This window comes from Streptomyces sp. NBC_00490, from assembly GCF_036013645.1.
Classification (GTDB): Bacteria; Actinomycetota; Actinomycetes; order Streptomycetales; family Streptomycetaceae; genus Streptomyces; species Streptomyces canus_F.
In genome coordinates this window covers 6,384,423-6,401,895 of record NZ_CP107869.1, presented here as the reverse complement: position 1 = coordinate 6,401,895, position 17,473 = coordinate 6,384,423, and the positions used below count along the sequence as shown (strand labels likewise).

The window sequence follows — 17,473 nt, the reverse complement described above, 5'->3', positions numbered from 1 at the left end:
TGTCTGCGCAAGTTTCCCCCTTGCAGAAGAACCGGGTGAATTCCCCGTTCACCCAGCCGGGGGTGGTCCCGTACGCATGCGCGTCGCCCCCCGGAATACGCAGTATGCCGGGGGGTGATCAGGCACCTCAATAGACAGGAACCCCACAGGAGGCACTGTTACGTGTTGCTCATATTCAGGCGCCCGCGTTCTCCTTCACCGTGATCTTGCCCTTGCGAATGGTCGCGATCCGCGGGGCCTTCTTCGCGAGGGCCGAGTCATGCGTGACCATGATGAAAGTGAGCCCGAGCTCCTTCCACATGCGTTCGAGTACGTCCATGATCTCGTCGCGCATCGACTCGTCGAGGTTGCCGGTGGGTTCGTCGGCGAGCAGCACCTTGGGGTTCTTGACGAGGGCGCGGGCGATTGCGACGCGCTGCTGCTGTCCTCCGGACATCTCGCCGGGCAGGTGTCCGAGGCGTTCCCCGAGACCTACGGACTTCAGTGCCTCGGCGGCCCGTTCGCGGCGCTCCTTCACCTTCGTGCCGAGGGGGACGAGGGCGGTTTCCACGTTCTCCTGTGCGGTGAGCGTGGGGATCAGGTTGAAGGACTGGAAGACGAATCCGATGTTCTCGCTGCGGACCCTGGTGAGTTTGGCCTCGGAGAGCTTGGCCAGGTCGGTGCCGTCGAGGACGACCTCGCCCGCCGTGGGGCGGTCCAGGCCGCCGAGCATCTGGAGGAGGGTGGACTTGCCGCCGCCGGTGGGGCCCTGGATGACGAGGCGGTCGCCGTCGGCGATGGTGAGGTCGATGCCGGCGAGGGCGTCCACGGATTCCTTGCCGCGGGTGTAGCGCTTGGTGACGCTTCTGAGTTCGTACATGGTGGGTGGCTCCTGAGTGTTGTTCGACTGCGGGTGCGTCGTGGCTGGTCGCGCAGTTCCCCGCGCCCCTGGGTGGGTCAAGTCCCGCCAGTCCCAGCGGAACCCCGCGCTACTCGACTCGCCGCAGCGCGTCCGCCGGGCGCAGCCGTGACGCGCGCCAGCCGCCGAACGCGCCCGCGATCAGGCCGCCGGCCACCGCGAGGCCCACCGCTATGGCCACGGTCGTCACGCTCACCGGGGCCGTCAGGGCGACGTCCAGGGTCCGGGACGCGGCCTGGCGGCCGGGGCCGCCGCCGAAGCCGCCGCCTCCGCCGGGACCGCCACCGGCGTTTGTGCCCCCGCCCAACTGGGCTTCCAGGGTGGGGCTGATGGCCGTGACGACGTACGCGCCCGCCAGGCCGAGCGCGATCCCCAGCGCGCCGCCGAGCAGCCCGTTGACCATCGCCTCGCCGACGACCTGCCGGGTCACCCGGCCCGAGCGCCAGCCCAGGGCCTTGAGCGTGCCGAACTCACGGACCCGGCGGGAGACCGCCGAGGAGGTCAGCAGACCGGCGACCAGGAACGCGGCGATGAGGACCGCGATGGAGAGCCACTTGCCGACGCTGGTGGCGAGGTCGGAGGCGGTGGACAGGGAGCCGGAGACGGTGTCCGCGAGGTCGGCGGAGGTCGTCACGGTCGTACCCGAGATGTTCTTCTGGATGGTCGACTTGACGGCGTCGATCCGCTGGGAGTCCGTCGCCTTGACGTAGATCGTGGTGACCTTGTTCTTCTGGTCGCTGATCGTCTGCGCCTGCTTGAGCGGGATGTACACGTTGGCCGCCGCGTCGCCGCTGTCCGCGGTCGCGACGCCGATCACCTTGAACTTGACCTTCTTGATGGTGACCGTGGAGCCGACTTTGAGTTCCTTCTCCTTGGCGTAGGCCGAGTCGACGACGGCGACCTTGGCGTCGGTCTCCGTCGTCTTGAAGGTACGGCCGCTGGTGATCTTGGAGGAGGTCAGCGGGCCGGCGCCGGACTGCGTGACGTCGGTGCCGTAGACGGAGTAGTTGTTGACGTCGAAGTCGGCGCCGCCGCCCCGCACTTCGCCCTGCGGCTGGCCGGTGCCGCCGCCGTTCCCACCGGGGCGGCCCTGCTGCTGCCCGCCGCTGTCGTTCTGCTGGAACTGGCCGCGGGTGAACTGGCCGTCGACCTTGATGACCTGGAGGCTCAGACCGCCGACCGCGTCCGCGACACCGTTCTGCGAACCGACCTTGGTGACGGTGGTGGCGGCCAGCGTCTGGAAGCCCTGGGGCATGACGATGTCGCTGCTCTGCTCCGCGTCGGAGTCGCCGTCCTGCGCGTCGAACTGGAAACGCGGGCGCTGCTGGGCGTTGTCGCCCGACTGTGCCGGGGCGGCCTTGGTGACCGTCATGTCGGTGCCGAGACCGTAGAGCGACTCCAGGACCTTGTCCTGGGCCTTGCCCATGCCCGAGGACACGGAGTTGACCACGATGACCAGCGCGATACCGAGCGCGAGCCCGGAGGCGACGACGAGGGCCGCCTTTCTGCGGCGGCGCAGTTCGCGCCTCAGGTAGGTGAAGAACATGCGCCGCAAGCTAGGTACGGCGCGTGATGACTGGATAAGGCCCAAATAAGAGATGCATGAGAAGGCTGTGGTGAGGCCCGGAAACACCGATGCCGCCCCTGGGGGCGGCATCGGGAAACTGTGAACTGACCCTGGATCAGACGGCCGAGCCGGCCTTCCAGTCGGCCCAGCTGAGGTTCCAGCCGTTGAGACCGTTGTCCGGGGAGACCGTCTTGTCGCCGGTGTTCTGGACGATCACGACGTCGCCGACGATCGAGTTGTTGTAGAACCAGTAGCCCGCGGTGCCCTTGTCGTTGGCGCCCTTGGTGTCCGAGAGGCCGACGCAGCCGTGGCTGGTGTTCACGCTGCCGAAGATGGACTTCGCGCCCCAGTAGTTGCCGTGCACGAAGGTGCCGGAGTTGGTGAGGCGGATGGCGTGCGGCACGTCCTTGATGTCGTACTCGCCCTTGCCGTCGTCGTCGGTGAAGCCCACGGTCGCGCCGTTCATGCGCGTCTCCTTGAACTTCTCGGACATCACCATGATGCCTTCGTACGTCTTGTTCTCCGGGGAGCCGGCCGAGATCGGGATCGTCTTGACCGTCTTGCCGTCCTGCGTGACCTTCATCTGCTTGGTCTTCGCGTCGACGTACGTGATCTGGTTGCGGCCGATCTTGAAGGTGACCGTCTTCTGCTGGACGCCGTAGACACCGTCCGCGCCCTCGACACCGTCGAGCGCGAGCTTCAGCGTGACGGTGGAGTTCTCGGTCCAGTAGTCGTCCGGGCGGAAGTCGATGCGGTTGGCGTTGAACCAGTGCCCGACGACCTCCTGGCCGCTGGACGAGGAGACGGTGATGCCCTTCTGGACGGCCGACTTGTTCGTGATGGCCTTGTCGAAGTTGATCGACACCGGCATGCCCACGCCGACGGTGGAACCGTCCTCCGGCGTGAAGTTGCCTATGAAGCTGTTGGTCGGTGAGACCGTGGTGAACGAGGCGTTCTCGTGGGCCACGCGCCCGTTGGAGTCCTTGGCCTCGGCGGCCAGCTTGTAGGTGGTCGAGCGCTCCAGCTGGGCGCTCGGCTTCCAGCTGGTCTTGTCGGCGGACAGCGCGCCCGCCACCTCGGTGCCGTCGGCGGTCGTCATGGAGACGTCCGTGAGCGTGCCCTTGCTCACGGTGACGGCGGCCGAGTTGTTGATGGAGGCGTTGTCCGAACCGTCCTTGGGCGTGATCTTGATGTCGGCCTCGGACGTCTTCTTGGCCGCCGCCTCGTCGGCCTTGGCCTGCGAGGTGTCGTTGCTGCTGCCGGCGGCATCGTCGTCGCCGCTGGAGCAGGCCGACAGTACGAGTACACCGCCGAGCAGTGCGGACGCGACCGTCAGGCCCCTGCGCCGCTTACTGACCGTCATCACACGCTTCTCCATCGTTGCCGAATCCCCAAAACCCCGAGAGTCCCCGTTAATGAATCTTCAACGCTACGACCGGTTCGTCCCGTTCCACATTCTTCGAAGGTGTGGGGCACACCACGTCCGCCGTGGCGGGTGGTGTGGATCTCGGTCCGTGCGCCCCCTGAGACGAGCAAACCCCGGACGGCGGTTGCCGTCCGGGGTCACGATTTCCCCAAGACTGCTCAGCCGGCCGCCGATGTCGCTTCTTCTTCCTCGTCCTCGGTCACATCATCCTCGTCGAGGTCCCACTCCGGCGAATCCGGGTCGTAGTCGGTCTGCTCGCTCGACCAGGAGGCCTGGACGAGTTCGACCCCTGGCACCTCGCTGACCAGGTCGAACGGATCGACGAGATACGCGAGGGCCTCCGCGGTGTCTTCCGTCACAGCGCTCTCGGCGTGTGCCTGCTCGTCGGCCGGGATCTCGGAATCGTCGGCGATCCGCTCCAGCGCGGCCCTCGTCACGGCCTCCTCGTCGCCGATCTCGACGACGAGTTCCACGCGAAGGCGGACAAAACGTGATGTCTCTGAAGTGCTCATGTCCCGGAGAGTACGGCCCTTCGTCCCCGTGACTTTCCTGTGACCCGCCCCTTTCATTAACATCGCCCCACACGGCCAATTCGCCAGCGCCACAAGGGGATCGATATTCCGTGTCACCCGCTCGCCGTTCGTTGCTGACCGCCACCGCCGCGGGCACCCTCCTGGGCGCCCTGTGGTTCGTCCCTTCCGCCAACGCGTCCCAGGACGAACCGGCGAGAACGCAGGTCACGCAGCAGGCCAGGGCCACGACCGCCGAGGCGGCCCAGGACCAGGACACACAGGACGGCGCCCGGCTCGCCGACACCGGCAGCTTCGACACCACGCCGTACGTCGTCGGCGGCACGGCCTTCCTCGGGCTCGGTGCCGGGTTCGTCGTCTATTCGGTGCGCCGGGAACGTCTCGGTTTTTGAATCGACTTGACGCGCGTTTGACCAAAACCTCATAGTCCGCTCATGAAGAGATCACCGGGGGCGCGCATAGGCGCCACGCTCGCCGTGAGCGCGCTGTCACTCGCCCTCATCACGGGCTGTTCGGACGAGGGTTCGGACGACGCCAAGGAGACGGGGTCGGATTCCTCCTCGTCGGCCCCGGCCGGGAAGACGTACACCGCGGCCGAACTGAAGAAGCTGATCCTCGCCCAGGGGGACCTGGACGGCTACAAGGTCGCCAAGACCCTCGGGGCTCCGGAGACCAAGGACGAGGTCACGACCTCCGACGAGAAGTGCCGGCCGCTCGCCTTCGCCATGTCGGCCCAGGCGCCCGGCGACGCGACCGCGGAGGCCAGCGTCCAGGCCACTCAGGAGAAGAACCCCACCGACACCGCCTCCAAGTCCGTGGAGGACCTGTCGGAGGGCGAGGTGGAGGACACCCTCACGGACGCGATGAGCGTCAACGTGACGATCGTCGGCCTCTCCTCCTACGAGGGCGACGGGGCGACGAAGACCTTCAAGTCCGTCTCGGACGCCGTCGCGAGCTGCTCCGGCGGCTTCACGGTCAACGCGGACGGTGAGAAGCAGAAGCTCACCAAGATCACCACGGAGAAGGGCTCGGGCGTCGGCGACGAGTCGATCGCCTTCGCCTCCGAGGGCGAGATGGAGGGCTCGGCCGACACCGGTACCGTCCACGCCGAGGTCGTCCGGCACGGCAACACCATCGCCACGTACTACACGATCAACCTCGGCTCGCTGATGACCGGCAAGCCGTACCCGATCGACGGCACCGTCGTCGACGCGCAGGCCAAGAAGCTCAAGTAAGCACCGCCGCAAGGGGCCCTGTCGCACGACAGGGCCCCTTCACGCTCTCTAGCGAAGCGGTCCGGTGACCGTCTCGGCCGCCGCCACCAGCTGCCCGCTGCGCACGAACGCGTCCGCCGCGGCCAGGTCGGGCGCGAGGAACCGGTCCGGGCCCGGACCCTGGACGCCCGCCTTCCGTACGGCCTCGATGACCGCCCGCGAGGCCGGCGCCGGGGACAGTCCCTCGCGCAGCTCCACCGCGCGCGTGGCGGCGTACAGCTCGATGGCGACGACCCGGGTGAGGTTGTCGACGGCCGTCCGCAGCTTGCGCGCCGCCGACCAGCCCATGGAGACGTGGTCCTCCTGCATCGCGGAGGACGGGATCGAGTCCGCCGACGCCGGCACGGCCAGCCGCTTCATCTCGCTCACCAGCGCGGCCTGGGTGTACTGGGCGATCATCAGCCCCGAGTCGACGCCCGCGTCGTCCGCGAGGAACGGCGGCAGGCCGTGGCTGCGGTTCTTGTCGAGCAGCCGGTCGGTACGCCGCTCGGTGATGGACGCGAGGTCGGCGGCGGCGATGGCCAGGAAGTCCAGGACGTAGGCGACGGGCGCGCCATGGAAGTTGCCGTTGGACTCGACCCGTCCGTCGGGCAGCACGACGGGGTTGTCGACGGCGGACGCCAGCTCGCGCTCGGCGACCAGCCGCGCATGGGCCATGGTGTCCCGCCCGGCGCCCGCGACCTGCGGGGCGCAGCGCACCGAGTAGGCGTCCTGGACGCGCGGCGCGTCGTCCTGGTGGTGCCCGGTGAGCTGCGAACCCTCCAGCACGGCCAGCATGTTGGCGGCGCTGGCGCCCTGCCCCGGGTGGGGGCGGATGGCGTGCAGTTCGGGGGCGAGGACCTTGTCGGTGCCGAGGAGGCCCTCCATCGACAGGGCGGCCGTGATGTCGGCCGACTTGTAGAGCATGTCGAGGTCGGCGAGTGCCATGACCAGCATGCCGAGCATGCCGTCGGTGCCGTTGAGAAGGGCGAGGCCCTCCTTCTCCCGCAGCTCGACGGGGGCGATGCCGTGCGCGGCGAGCAGTTCACCGGCGGGCCGCAGGACCCCGTCGGGTCCCTCGGCGTCCCCCTCGCCCATGAGCGTGAGGGCGCAGTGGGACAGGGGCGCGAGGTCTCCGGAGCAGCCGAGGGAGCCGTACTCGTGGACGACCGGGGTGATCCCGGCGTTGAGCACGTCGACCATGGTCTGCGCGACCTCGGGACGGACACCGGTGTGCCCCGAGCAGACGGTCTTCAGCCGCAGGAACATCAGGGCCCGTACGACCTCCCGCTCGACGCGCGGGCCCATGCCGGCGGCGTGCGAGCGGACGATGTTGCGCTGCAGCTGGGCGCGGAGCTCGGTGCTGATGTGCCGGGTGGCCAGTGCGCCGAAGCCGGTGCTCACGCCGTAGACGGGGTCGGGCTTGGCGGCCAGCGCCTCCACGATCTCGCGGGCGGCGGCGAGTGCCGTGACCGCCTCGGCGGAGAGCTCGATCCGGGCGCCGTCGCGCGCCACGGCGAGAACGTCGGACGCGGTCACCCCGGACGTCCCCACCACCACAGTGTGCATATCCATATTCAGGAGCGTACGCACTGAAGACGAGGATGTCACGAGTGGGGTAGGGGTTTGCCCCTTACCCGTGCGTACGTCACAGCCGCCGCCCCCGGAACCGCCGGCGCTCCGCCCGCCCCTCCCCGGAGGGCTCGTCCGCCAGCCGTACGACGGGGTCGTCTGGCCCCTCCCGCCCCGCGACGACCGGCTTGGCGGCGTGCTCGGCCTTCGCCCGGTACTGCGCGGCGTCCGCGAGCCGGAACAGCCGGCGGGCCGAACGGACGGGCCCGATGGGATCCTCGGTCGACGCGACACCGCAGGCCACACCGTCCCCCAGCTCCAGCTCGGAGGCCCGGCGGCACAGCTCGTCGGCGGCCTTGACCACCTCGTCGGCACCGGGCCCGACGACGAGCAGACAGAACTCGTCCCCGCCGAGCCGCGCGGCGAGCGCCCCCGGCAGCATGGCTCCACAGAGGGAGAGCACGGACCCGAACCGCTCCAGAAGCCGGTCACCCACGGCATGCCCCTGGGTGTCGTTGACGCGCTTGAGCCCGTTCAGATCGCAGACGACGAGGCTGACGACGACGCCCTCCCGCTTGTGCCGCTCCACCGCCTCGTCAAGGCGTACGTCGACGGCGCGACGGTTGGCGAGTCCGGTGAGCGCGTCGGTGAACGCCAGCCGTCTCGCCTCCTCCAGCCGCTCGGTCTGGGCGATCCCGGCGGCGACGACGGAGGCGAGGACGGTGGCGAAGTCGGCGTCGGCGCGGTCGAAGACGGGGTGTCCGGCGGGGCGGGCGACGTAGAGCTCGCCCCAGGCGCGGCCGTTGAGCACGATGGGGGCGACGACGCAGCAGCCGCGGCCCCTTCTGCGCAGGGCGGCGACGCGCTGGTGGACGTATCCGGGCCGGCGCCCGGCGGCGGGTCCCTCGGCCGTCTCCACCCAGGCGTTGGGCTCGCCGCCCCCGGCCCACCGCTCGTGCAGGAACTCGGTGATCTCGGGGAACTGATGGACGGGGTACGCCTCGCCGTCGGGGAACTCCTCCTCGTCCGGCGCCCGCTCCCCGACGTTGACGAGGACCCTGAGCCGTCCGAGCTCCCGCTCCCATACGGACAGCGCGGCGAAGCTCCCGCCGAGGGCACGGCAGGCACCGGCCGCCGCGGCGCGCCACGCCTCGCGTGAACCATGGGCTGCCGCCATGCCCTGAGCCAACGCGACGACGGCCGCGAGCCGCTTGTCCTCACCCATCACTCCAGGCTAGGGAGGTTTGGGACGAACAGGGACATTGATGCGCCGAACAGGTGTGGGGGAGCCGCAAAGGTGGGGGGTGGCTGAGCGGGTCGGCGGAGCGCGGGCGCGTGGGGCTTGGTGCGCCGGGAAGGCAGGGGCGGCTGAGCGGGTCGGCGGAGCGCGGGCGCGTGGGGCTTGGTGCGCCGGAAAGGCAGGGGCGGCTGAGCGGGTCGGCGGAGCGCGGGCGCGTGGGGCTTGGTGCGCCGGAAAGGCAGGGGCGGCTGAGCGGGTCGGCGGAGCGCGGGCGCGTGGGGCTTGGTGCGCCGGAAAGGCAGGGGCGGCTGAGCGGGTCGGCGGAGCGCGGGCGCGTGGGGGCTGGTCGCGCAGTTCCCCGCGCCCCTGGGTTGCCCGGCGCAGCCGGCGGATGGCCGTGAACCCACCTAGCCTGCGGGCATGCGTGCCGCCTGGGGCGCTCCCCGCCCCGCCAAGCCCAGCCCGGCCCCCACGCCCTCAGCCACTACTCCCCCGGCCACTCAGGTGGCCGCTTCTCGTTGAAGGCCCGTACCCCCTCCGCCCGGTCGCCCGAGAACGCCACCGACCTCCATGCCGCGTCCTCGACCTCGAGGCCCGCTCTCAGGTCCAGCCCGTGGCCGAGTCGCAACGCCTTCTTCGCGGCTCTCAACCCCACCGGGGAGTTCGCGGCCATCCGCGCCCCCAGTTCCAGCGCCTCCTCCCGGTCCCGCCCCTCCTCCACGAGCAGATCCACGAGCCCCAGCTCCCGGGCCTCCCCGGCCTCGACCCGTCGCGCCGTGAAGATCAGCTCCGCGGCCCGGGCGGCCCCCACCCGACGCGGCAGCAGCTGCGTGCCCCCGCCGCCCGGAATCACCCCGACCGAGACCTCCGGCAGCCCCACCACGGCGGTACGGTCCGCCACGATCACGTCGCACGACAGGGCCAGCTCGAAACCGCCGCCGAGCGCGAAGCCGTGCACCGCGGCGATCGTCGGCACCGGCAGTTCCAGGACCCCGGTGTACGCACCGCGGGCCACCGGCCGCTGGCGCACCAGGTCGGCGTCGCTGAAGGAGTTCCGTTCCTTCAGGTCCGCCCCGACGCAGAACGCCCGCTCGTGCGTCGACGTCAGCACGACCGCCCGGACGTCCTTGTCGTCCCCCAGCGCCGCACAGGCCGCCGCCAGCGACCGGGCCATCCCGGTCGACACGGCGTTCATGGCCTTCGGCCGGTCGAGGGCCAGTTCCGCGACGTGCCCGTGCCGCCGCACCAGCACGAACTCCCCGAACCGTTCCTCGCTCATGACACCCTCCGGTTAACGCGGGTTAACAACATCCGCCCCGATCATCGCAGCCCGGCCCCCGGCGCGAAAGGGCAGCAGGCACGGACGGTTCCCGCATCCCCGTCCGACTCCCCGTTCGAGTGACATCCCGCCCAACTCGGGTCCCACCGCCCACAGGAGCGCATAGCGTGCGCTCCGCCGCGGCGCACCGGGGGCGCGAGCGCATGGGGAGGGATCGCGATGACGACGATGACGGACACCGCACCGAAGCTGGACGCGGTCTTCGCCCAGGCTCCGGAGATCGCGCCACCCCGGCTCTTCGCGGCTCCCCGTGGCCGGCACCGCCGTCCCCGCCCCCGCAAGATCCTCCTCGCCGCCGGCGGCCTCGCCCTGGCCGCCGGAGCACTGGGCCTCGTACGGCTGGCGTCCGAGCCGGGCCTCGGCGGCGGCCCGGGCACCGGCAGCACAGAGGCCGAACCCCGCTTCGACGACCCGGGCACCGGGGCGGGCCGGGCGACCAACGCCGCCGCGACCGTCGGTTCGGTACCGAAGGTGAGCCCGTCGGCGACCGCCACGATGGGCGGGGCCGGCGCGACACCGACAGGCTCGCCTTCGGTACCGCTCCCGTCCGCGACGACCGTCGTACCGGCGGGCTCCGCGGTCCCCGCGGCCGTCTCCACGACCATCCCCGACGCCCCGAACACCCCGGCACCCGCGACCACACCCCCGGCGGCGGCCCCGAGCAGCGCGGCCCCGCAGCCCGCGCCCACTCCGGCACCGAGTCAGACCACGCCGGCCCCCGGACCGCAGCAGCCCGGCGGAGTGTGTGTGCCCGTCATCGGGCTGTGCGTGGGTCCGCTGGGCCGCTGAGCGGCGGTTACGCGGGCCCGCCCGCGCGCCGCGTCAGCAGCCAGGGCTCCACCACGCCCAGGCCACGCACCGGCCGCTGCCACATCGGCTGGAGCGCGAAGCGGTACGTCGGCGGCTCCTCGCCCTCCTTCTCGGCGGTGGCCGCGGCCTCGGCGGCCTCCGCCTCGGAGGCGGGGGCCTCGGTGGTGCGGATCAGCTCCTCGGCGAACGCGGCGTCGACGAGCACGGCGTCCCGGGGAGCTATCGAGGTCAGCCGGGAGGCGAGGTTCACCGTCGTACCGAACACATCGCCCATACGGGTGGTCACCGTGCCGAAGGCGATGCCGACCCGCAGCTCCGGCATGGTCTCGTCGTTCGCCATCGTCTCGATGAGCCGCAGCGCGATCTCGGCGGCGACGCCCGCGTCGTCGGCGGCGTACAGCACCTCGTCGCCGAGGGTCTTGATGAGCCGGCCGCCGTGTGCGGCGACCAGGTCGGCGGCGGTGGTCTCGAAGGCCTCGACGAGCTCGCCGAGTTCCTCCTCCTCCATACGACGGGTCAGCCGTGTGAACCCGACGAGGTCGGCGAACCCGACCGCGAGCCGCCGGTCCACCATCTCCTCGTCGTCGGCGGCCTGCACGACCCGGCCCGCCGAGGCGGCGAGCTGGCGCCGCCAGACGTAGACGAGGAACTCCTCCAGCTCGGGCAGGAGCAGCTCGATGATCGGGTACGTCACCTCGGTACGGGTCATCCCGGGCTCGGGCGGCTCGGTCAGGCCCTCCAGGAAGGAGTCGATCTGCCACTCCGCGAGCCGGGCGGTGGTCTGCCCGGTGGACCTGGCCACCTGCACGGCCATCGCCTCGCTCAGCAGCCCCGCCTCGACCAGACCGGCCAGCCGGCGCAGCGCGAGGACGTCGGCTTCCGTGAACGCCTTGGCCTGTCCGACGTCGGCGAAGCCCATCGCCCGCCAGAAACGGGTGGCCAGCTCCATCGAGACACCGGCGGTACGGGCCGCCTGAAAGGGCGTGTAGCGCCGCTCGGCGCCGAGGATCAGTGCCTCCAGACGCACGGCGAGCGGGTGCGGGTCCCCTCCGGGGGTGGCGCCGTTCGTGTCCGCGCCGGACCCCGTGTCGTCGACGGTCACGCCTGCTGCCCTTCCGATCTGCCGCGGTCAGGTATCGACCGGCCTTTACTTTACGTCAGGTGTGCCGTAGCTCACTCCCGTGGAGCCGAGAGAAGGGTTTTGCCGTTCACGCAGGTCGCAGGTGGACGATGTCTCCCGCTCCCACCGGCTCCTGTACCCCCTCCTCCGTCGCGATCACCAGGCGCCCGTCGCCGTCCACCGCCACGGCCTCCCCGGTGATCGAACGATCGCCCGGCAGCTCCGCGCGTACCGTCCGTCCCAGCGTCGCGCAGCCCGCCGCGTACGTCTCCTGCAAACCGCTCACCGCCGGGTCTCCGCCCGCCTCGCGCCAGCGGCCGTACCACTCCTCCAGCGACCGCAGCACGGCCCGCAGCAGAGGGTCACGGTCCGTGGTGATCGCCCCGGCCAGCAGCAGCGAACCCGCCTGGGGGACCGGAAGCTCCTGCTCACGCAACGTGACATTGATGCCTACGCCGACGACGACCCCGTCCTCCCCGGCCCGCTCCGCGAGGATCCCGCCGGCCTTGCGTTCCTCGCCGCCGATGGAAACCAGCAGGTCGTTGGGCCACTTGAGTGCCGTGTCGATGCCCGCCGCCCGGGACAGCCCGGTCGCGACGGCCACGCCGGTGAGCAGCGGCAGCCAGCCCCAGCGCGCCACCGGCACCTCGGCCGGCTTCAGCAGGACGGAGAAGAAGAGGCCCGAGCGGGCCGGTGCCGTCCACTGCCGGTCCAGCCGCCCCCGCCCCGCCGTCTGCTCCTCGGCGACGAGAACGGCACCCTCCTCGGCGCCCCCCTTCACGGCGAGGCCCACGAGGTCGTTGTTGGTGGACCCGGTGCTCTGCACGACCTCCACATCGCAGTACAGGCCGCCGTGCCCCCCGTCCCGCACCAGCCCGCGCCGCAGCGCGGCCCCATTGAGGGGCGGACGGTCGAGGTCGGACCAACGGCTGTCGTCTGAAGCATCTCGCGGCGTCATGCAAGCCACCCTAGGTGTGTGAAACGCCGCACTGCTGATTGGTAGTGCCACCACTACTCTACGGATGAGTAACCGTCCCCCCTTTTGAGCAGGCAGGGAGCCGACCCCCGATGTCCGAGCCGGAAGAGATCGACATCCACACCACCGCGGGCAAGCTCGCGGATCTCCAGCGCCGTATCGATGAGGCGACGCACGCCGGCTCCGCACGCGCCGTCGAGAAGCAGCACGCCAAGGGCAAGTTGACGGCCCGTGAGCGTATCGAGCTGCTCCTCGACGAGGACTCCTTCGTGGAGTTGGACGAGTTCGCGCGGCACCGCTCCACCAACTTCGGCCTGGAGAGCAACCGCCCGTACGGCGACGGAGTCGTCACCGGGTACGGGACCGTCGACGGGCGTCCCGTCGCCGTGTTCTCGCAGGACTTCACCGTCTTCGGCGGCGCCCTGGGCGAGGTCTACGGCCAGAAGATCGTCAAGGTCATGGACTTCGCACTGAAGACCGGATGTCCGGTCATCGGCATCAACGACTCGGGGGGCGCGCGGATCCAGGAGGGTGTCGCCTCGCTCGGCGCGTACGGCGAGATCTTCCGTCGCAACACCCATGCGTCAGGGGTCATCCCGCAGATCAGCCTGGTCGTCGGGCCGTGCGCGGGCGGCGCCGTGTACTCCCCCGCCATCACCGACTTCACGGTGATGGTCGACCAGACCTCGCACATGTTCATCACCGGCCCGGACGTCATCAAGACGGTCACCGGTGAGGACGTCGGCTTCGAGGAGCTGGGCGGCGCGCGCACCCACAACTCGGTGTCCGGCGTGGCGCATCACATGGCCGGGGACGAGAAGGACGCCATCGAGTACGTCAAGCAGTTGCTGTCGTACCTGCCGTCCAACAACCTCTCCGAGGCGCCGGTCTTCCCGGAGGAGGCGGACCTCGCCCTCACCGACGAGGACCGCGAGCTGGACACGATCGTGCCGGACAGCGCGAACCAGCCGTACGACATGCACGCGGTGATCGAGCACGTCCTGGACGATGCCGAGTTCTTCGAGACGCAGGCCCTGTTCGCACCGAACATCCTCACCGGCTTCGGCCGGGTCGAGGGCGCCCCGGTCGGCATCGTCGCCAACCAGCCGATGCAGTTCGCCGGTTGCCTCGACATCACGGCGAGCGAGAAGGCGGCGCGCTTCGTGCGTACCTGCGACGCCTTCAACATCCCGGTCATCACCTTCGTGGACGTGCCCGGCTTCCTCCCGGGCGTCGACCAGGAGCACGACGGCATCATCCGCCGCGGCGCCAAGCTGATCTACGCGTACGCGGAGGCCACGGTCCCGCTGATCACGGTGATCACCCGCAAGGCCTTCGGCGGCGCCTACGACGTCATGGGCTCCAAGCACCTGGGTGCCGACCTCAACCTCGCCTGGCCGACCGCCCAGATCGCCGTCATGGGCGCGCAGGGCGCGGTCAACATCCTGCACCGGCGCACGATCGCCGAGGCGGAGGCGAACGGGGAGGATCTGGAGGTGGTCCGCGCCCGGCTGATCCGGGAGTACGAGGACGCCCTCCTGAACCCCTACGTCGCGGCCGAGCGCGGCTACGTCGACTCGGTCATCATGCCGTCCGAGACCCGCCGCCACATCGTCCGCGGCCTGCGCCAGCTGCGCAGCAAGCGGGAGTCCCTGCCCCCGAAGAAGCACGGCAACATCCCCCTCTAAGGAGCCGCTGTGACGATCAGAGTCGTACGGGGCAACCCCACCCCCGAGGAGCTGGCCGCCGCTCTGGCGGTGGTCCGAGCCCGCGCCGCGGCGGCAGCGGCCGCTCCGTCCGGCGCACCCGAGCAGCGGGACGGGTGGTCGGACCCGTCCCGCATCGCGGCACACCGTCTGCCCCGGCCGGGGCCGGCGACCTGGGCACGTACCTACTGGCCCGGTTAGAGGACCGCCGCGACGGCTTCGGCCATCACCTCGTATCCCTCGTCGTTCGGGTGCAGGTGATCGCCGAAGTCGTAGGCGGGGTGGAGCCGGTCCGGGTCCCGCGGATCGGCCATCAGGCGTTGCAGGTCCACCACGGCGTCGTACTCCCCTGAGCAACGGATCCACTCGTTGACCTCGTGACTCACCTTCGCCGCGCGCTCGCCCCAGTGGTCGGAGCCCGCGAAGGGGAGCAGGGTGCAGCCGACGACGCGCAGGCCGCCCTGACGGGCCTGCCGTATCAAATCCCGGTACCCGGCGATCATCTCGTCCGCCTCCACCACCGGCGCCGGCTTGTACGTCGGCTGCTCGTCCGTCTCGCTGAACCCGATGTCGTTGAGCCCGAGCAGCACGACCAGCGTGTCCGTGCCGGGCCGGTCCAGGACGTCCCGCCGCAGCCGGTGCACCCCCTTCTCCCCGTACCACGAGGAGTCGTTGAGCAGCAGGTTGCCGCCGATCCCCGCGTTCAGGACGGGCCGCCCGGTGAGCCGGGCCAGCGTGTCCGACCAGCGTCGGTCCGCACCCGGGGTGGATCCGAAGCCGTCCGTGAGGGAGTCCCCGAACAGGGCGACCCCGTCCGTCCGGCCGGCGTCCGCCTCCACCGCGCTCAGGAAGTACCAGGACTCGCTCGCCGCGTCGAACCCCTCCCCGTCCACGTCGTCCAGCAGGTTCCCCTCTCCCCGCATGCTGGTCGTGAAGGCCTGCGCGTGGAAGGTCGCGGGCCCGGTCGCCGTGTCGAAGTACAGCGTGACCGTCATCGACTCCCCCGCCGCGACGGCGAGGGGCACGGCGTCGCTGACGACCTCCCCGCGTGCCGGGATCTCGGTGTCCGGCGCGCCGGCGAAGGTGAGCCGCGTCGACGTTCCCGCGGACCCGGCGCTCGCGCCCGCGATCCGTACCGGCGAGGTGCCGTACGCGTGGGACAGCCGCACCCGCACCCGCTCCCCGCCCGCGCTCAGCCGGACGACCTGACGCAGCGACTGCCGCCAGAAGCCCTCCCGGGACCAGTTGGGCGTGAGGCCCTCACTCGGCAGTTGAGGTGACGCGGTCCAGACGGTGGTGAACATGGCACGCCCTTCCAAACGGGACCAGAGTTCCTTTAACCACAGACAGACTAACGGAACTCCAGACCCTTTTGGTGAATTTGAGTACGCGTACTCAGGCGCCGCCCCCTGCCTCCGCGCACCCTGGAGGCATGCTGTGGTCCGACCCCGAGAACGAGCCGCCCAAGGAACTGCGCGACATGCAGGACATGTTGCGGAGACTGGGACTCTTCCTGGCGTTGGCCATGGTGCTCGCGATGATCGTGCTCGGCATCGGCTGACGGACGCCGATACCCTGACCGCATGACTGATCAGCCGCGCCGCCGACTCGTTCTCGCCTCGCAGTCCCCCGCCCGGCTCAACCTGCTGAGGCAGGCCGGACTGACCCCCGAGGTGCTGGTGAGCGGGGTCGACGAGGACGCCGTGACCGCCCCCACCCCCGCCGATCTGGCGCTCGCCCTGGCCGAGGCGAAGGCCTCCGTCGTCTCGGCGAAGCCCGAGGTCAAGGGCGCGCTGGTGATCGGCTGCGACTCGGTGCTCGACCTGGACGGCGAGGCGCTCGGCAAGCCCGCCGACCAGGAGGAGGCCACCGCCCGCTGGAAGGCCATGCGCGGCCGCGCGGGCACGCTGCAGACCGGGCACTGCATCTACGACACCGTCACCGGACGCTATGTCTCCGGCGTCGCCTCGACCCTCGTCCGCTTCGGCGAGCCGACCGACGACGAGATCGCCGCGTACGTCGCCTCCGGCGAACCCCTCTACGTCGCCGGGGCGTTCACCCTGGACGGCCGCTCCGCGCCGTTCATCGACGGCATCGAGGGCGACCACGGCAACGTGATCGGCATCAGCCTGCCCCTCGTCCGCAAGCTGCTGGCCCGACTGGGCGTCGGCATCACGGAGTTGTGGGCGCCGGCGCAGGCCTGACCGGGCTCACGTCGTCCCCCTCGGGGGTCTCCGGGCCCGCCCTGGGCCCCTCCGGGTCCCCCTGGGGGACGTCCGGCTTCGCGTCGGCGGGCTCCTGGGGACGGTCGTACGTCATCAGGAGCAGCACGATGAGGCCGAGCACGGCCACCATGAACACGAACTCGGGCCAGCCCAGCAGCCCCCACGCGAACGCGCCCAGCAGCGCGTGCACCACGGCCGCGCTGACCAGCAGGACACGCCCGAGACCGGCCGGCGGACGGTTCCGCAAGGCCACGAGCAGCGCGACCACGCCGCACAGCGCGAAGTAGAGACCGAAGACGATGCCGCCGATCTTCGACGACAGCGACATCACGTCCGGGTCCAGTCCCGCCAGGGACATGTCCTGCCGGTCCACGACTACGCCCATGAACCACTGCACCGCCGCGATACCGACCGCCTCGACGAAGAGCACGACCGCCACGACCCACGCCACCGGTCTACGCACCACCGGCCCCCACCCACTCTCAAGCCGAGCTCTTGTTACCTCAAGTACGTTCGATACACGCGAACGCTACTAACGGGTAAACCGCGGGACAAGGGTTCTACGGAGGGCAAAGAATCATTGGGCCATTCGTAGGGACTCCACAAAGAAAGCGAGTGGTCCGCAGCACGCTCTCACAGAGACCTTGGCCACAGAGGAGGGCTAGGGTTTCCCGGAGGAGTCCTGCGTACCGAGGTGCGACATGGGATTTCGCGGGTCGAGCGAGCCTCGAATCACGCTCCGTGTGGGCAAGCTCACCATTGGGGACGGGTCGAAGTGCCGTGTCGGCAGTCCCTAAACTCGGCTTGTTTC

General features: G+C 70.5%; 18 protein-coding genes. 7 read left to right on the top strand and 11 right to left on the bottom strand.

Annotated elements, in window-relative coordinates:
- Positions 1 to 175 precede the first annotated feature (175 nt).
- The 4 genes from OG381_RS29280 to OG381_RS29265 form a co-directional block, all read right to left on the bottom strand.
- On the bottom strand, positions 176 to 859 hold the full coding sequence (locus OG381_RS29280) for an ABC transporter ATP-binding protein (protein WP_327719062.1): 684 nt from the start codon (positions 857 to 859) through the stop codon (positions 176 to 178).
- A 109-nt stretch (positions 860 to 968) separates the two neighbouring features.
- The gene (locus OG381_RS29275; protein ID WP_327719061.1) at positions 969 to 2,444 is read right to left on the bottom strand and encodes an ABC transporter permease; all 1,476 of its coding nucleotides are present in this window, start codon (positions 2,442 to 2,444) and stop codon (positions 969 to 971) included.
- Positions 2,445 to 2,580: 136 nt separating this feature from the next.
- Complete coding sequence (locus tag OG381_RS29270; protein WP_327719060.1) at positions 2,581 to 3,843, bottom strand: L,D-transpeptidase; 1,263 nt, start codon at positions 3,841 to 3,843, stop codon at positions 2,581 to 2,583.
- A 206-nt stretch (positions 3,844 to 4,049) separates the two neighbouring features.
- Positions 4,050 to 4,403 (bottom strand): hypothetical protein, encoded by a 354-nt coding sequence (locus OG381_RS29265; RefSeq protein WP_327719059.1) that lies wholly within the window; start codon positions 4,401 to 4,403, stop codon positions 4,050 to 4,052.
- A gap of 131 nt (positions 4,404 to 4,534) precedes the next feature.
- On the opposite strand from OG381_RS29265, the gene OG381_RS29260 reads away from it, so the two are divergent.
- Positions 4,535 to 4,813, top strand: coding sequence for an LPXTG cell wall anchor domain-containing protein (locus OG381_RS29260; RefSeq protein WP_307037232.1), 279 nt, complete (start codon positions 4,535 to 4,537; stop codon positions 4,811 to 4,813).
- Between the two features lie 42 nt (positions 4,814 to 4,855).
- A complete protein-coding gene (locus OG381_RS29255; RefSeq protein WP_327719058.1) occupies positions 4,856 to 5,656 on the top strand; it encodes a hypothetical protein in 801 nt (266 codons plus the stop codon).
- Positions 5,657 to 5,704: 48 nt separating this feature from the next.
- Here the strand turns inward: OG381_RS29255 and hutH are convergent, their stop codons facing one another.
- The 3 genes from hutH to OG381_RS29240 form a co-directional block, all read right to left on the bottom strand.
- Positions 5,705 to 7,243: a histidine ammonia-lyase gene (gene hutH / locus OG381_RS29250; RefSeq protein WP_327722582.1), complete on the bottom strand. Its 1,539-nt coding sequence runs from the start codon at positions 7,241 to 7,243 to the stop codon at positions 5,705 to 5,707.
- A 79-nt stretch (positions 7,244 to 7,322) separates the two neighbouring features.
- Positions 7,323 to 8,471, bottom strand: a complete 1,149-nt coding sequence (locus OG381_RS29245) for a GGDEF domain-containing protein (RefSeq protein ID WP_327719057.1) — start codon at positions 8,469 to 8,471, stop codon at positions 7,323 to 7,325.
- A gap of 499 nt (positions 8,472 to 8,970) precedes the next feature.
- Entirely contained in the window at positions 8,971 to 9,765 is a 795-nt protein-coding gene (locus OG381_RS29240; protein WP_327719056.1) for an enoyl-CoA hydratase/isomerase family protein, read from the bottom strand.
- A 219-nt stretch (positions 9,766 to 9,984) separates the two neighbouring features.
- On the opposite strand from OG381_RS29240, the gene OG381_RS29235 reads away from it, so the two are divergent.
- Positions 9,985 to 10,614 carry a hypothetical protein gene (locus OG381_RS29235; RefSeq protein ID WP_327719055.1) on the top strand — a complete coding sequence of 210 codons (630 nt, stop codon included), beginning with the start codon at positions 9,985 to 9,987 and terminating at the stop codon, positions 10,612 to 10,614.
- Positions 10,615 to 10,621: 7 nt separating this feature from the next.
- On the opposite strand, the gene OG381_RS29230 is transcribed toward OG381_RS29235, so the two are convergent.
- Complete coding sequence (locus tag OG381_RS29230) at positions 10,622 to 11,737, bottom strand: adenylate/guanylate cyclase domain-containing protein (protein ID WP_327719054.1); 1,116 nt, start codon at positions 11,735 to 11,737, stop codon at positions 10,622 to 10,624.
- A gap of 106 nt (positions 11,738 to 11,843) precedes the next feature.
- Positions 11,844 to 12,713 carry a biotin--[acetyl-CoA-carboxylase] ligase gene (locus OG381_RS29225; RefSeq protein WP_327719053.1) on the bottom strand — a complete coding sequence of 290 codons (870 nt, stop codon included), beginning with the start codon at positions 12,711 to 12,713 and terminating at the stop codon, positions 11,844 to 11,846.
- Positions 12,714 to 12,823: 110 nt separating this feature from the next.
- Between OG381_RS29225 and OG381_RS29220 the strand changes: the two genes are divergently transcribed.
- Together OG381_RS29220 and OG381_RS29215 are read left to right on the top strand one after the other, a co-directional pair.
- Complete coding sequence (locus OG381_RS29220) at positions 12,824 to 14,419, top strand: acyl-CoA carboxylase subunit beta (protein WP_327719052.1); 1,596 nt, start codon at positions 12,824 to 12,826, stop codon at positions 14,417 to 14,419.
- Between the two features lie 9 nt (positions 14,420 to 14,428).
- On the top strand, positions 14,429 to 14,638 hold the full coding sequence (locus OG381_RS29215) for an acyl-CoA carboxylase epsilon subunit (protein ID WP_327719051.1): 210 nt from the start codon (positions 14,429 to 14,431) through the stop codon (positions 14,636 to 14,638).
- Here the strand turns inward: OG381_RS29215 and OG381_RS29210 are convergent.
- Positions 14,635 to 15,741, bottom strand: a complete 1,107-nt coding sequence (locus tag OG381_RS29210) for an SGNH/GDSL hydrolase family protein (protein WP_327719050.1) — start codon at positions 15,739 to 15,741, stop codon at positions 14,635 to 14,637. The genes OG381_RS29215 and OG381_RS29210 overlap by 4 nt on opposite strands.
- Before the next feature lie 128 nt (positions 15,742 to 15,869).
- On the opposite strand from OG381_RS29210, the gene mmpB reads away from it, so the two are divergent.
- Entirely contained in the window at positions 15,870 to 15,998 is a 129-nt protein-coding gene (gene mmpB / locus OG381_RS29205; RefSeq protein ID WP_327719049.1) for a morphogenic membrane protein MmpB, read from the top strand.
- Between the two features lie 22 nt (positions 15,999 to 16,020).
- A complete protein-coding gene (locus OG381_RS29200) occupies positions 16,021 to 16,641 on the top strand; it encodes a Maf family protein (protein ID WP_327719048.1) in 621 nt (206 codons plus the stop codon).
- On the opposite strand, the gene OG381_RS29195 is transcribed toward OG381_RS29200, so the two are convergent.
- Entirely contained in the window at positions 16,610 to 17,128 is a 519-nt protein-coding gene (locus tag OG381_RS29195) for a hypothetical protein (protein ID WP_327719047.1), read from the bottom strand. The two genes, OG381_RS29200 and OG381_RS29195, sit on opposite strands and share 32 nt — an antisense overlap.
- Positions 17,129 to 17,473: the final 345 nt, after the last annotated feature.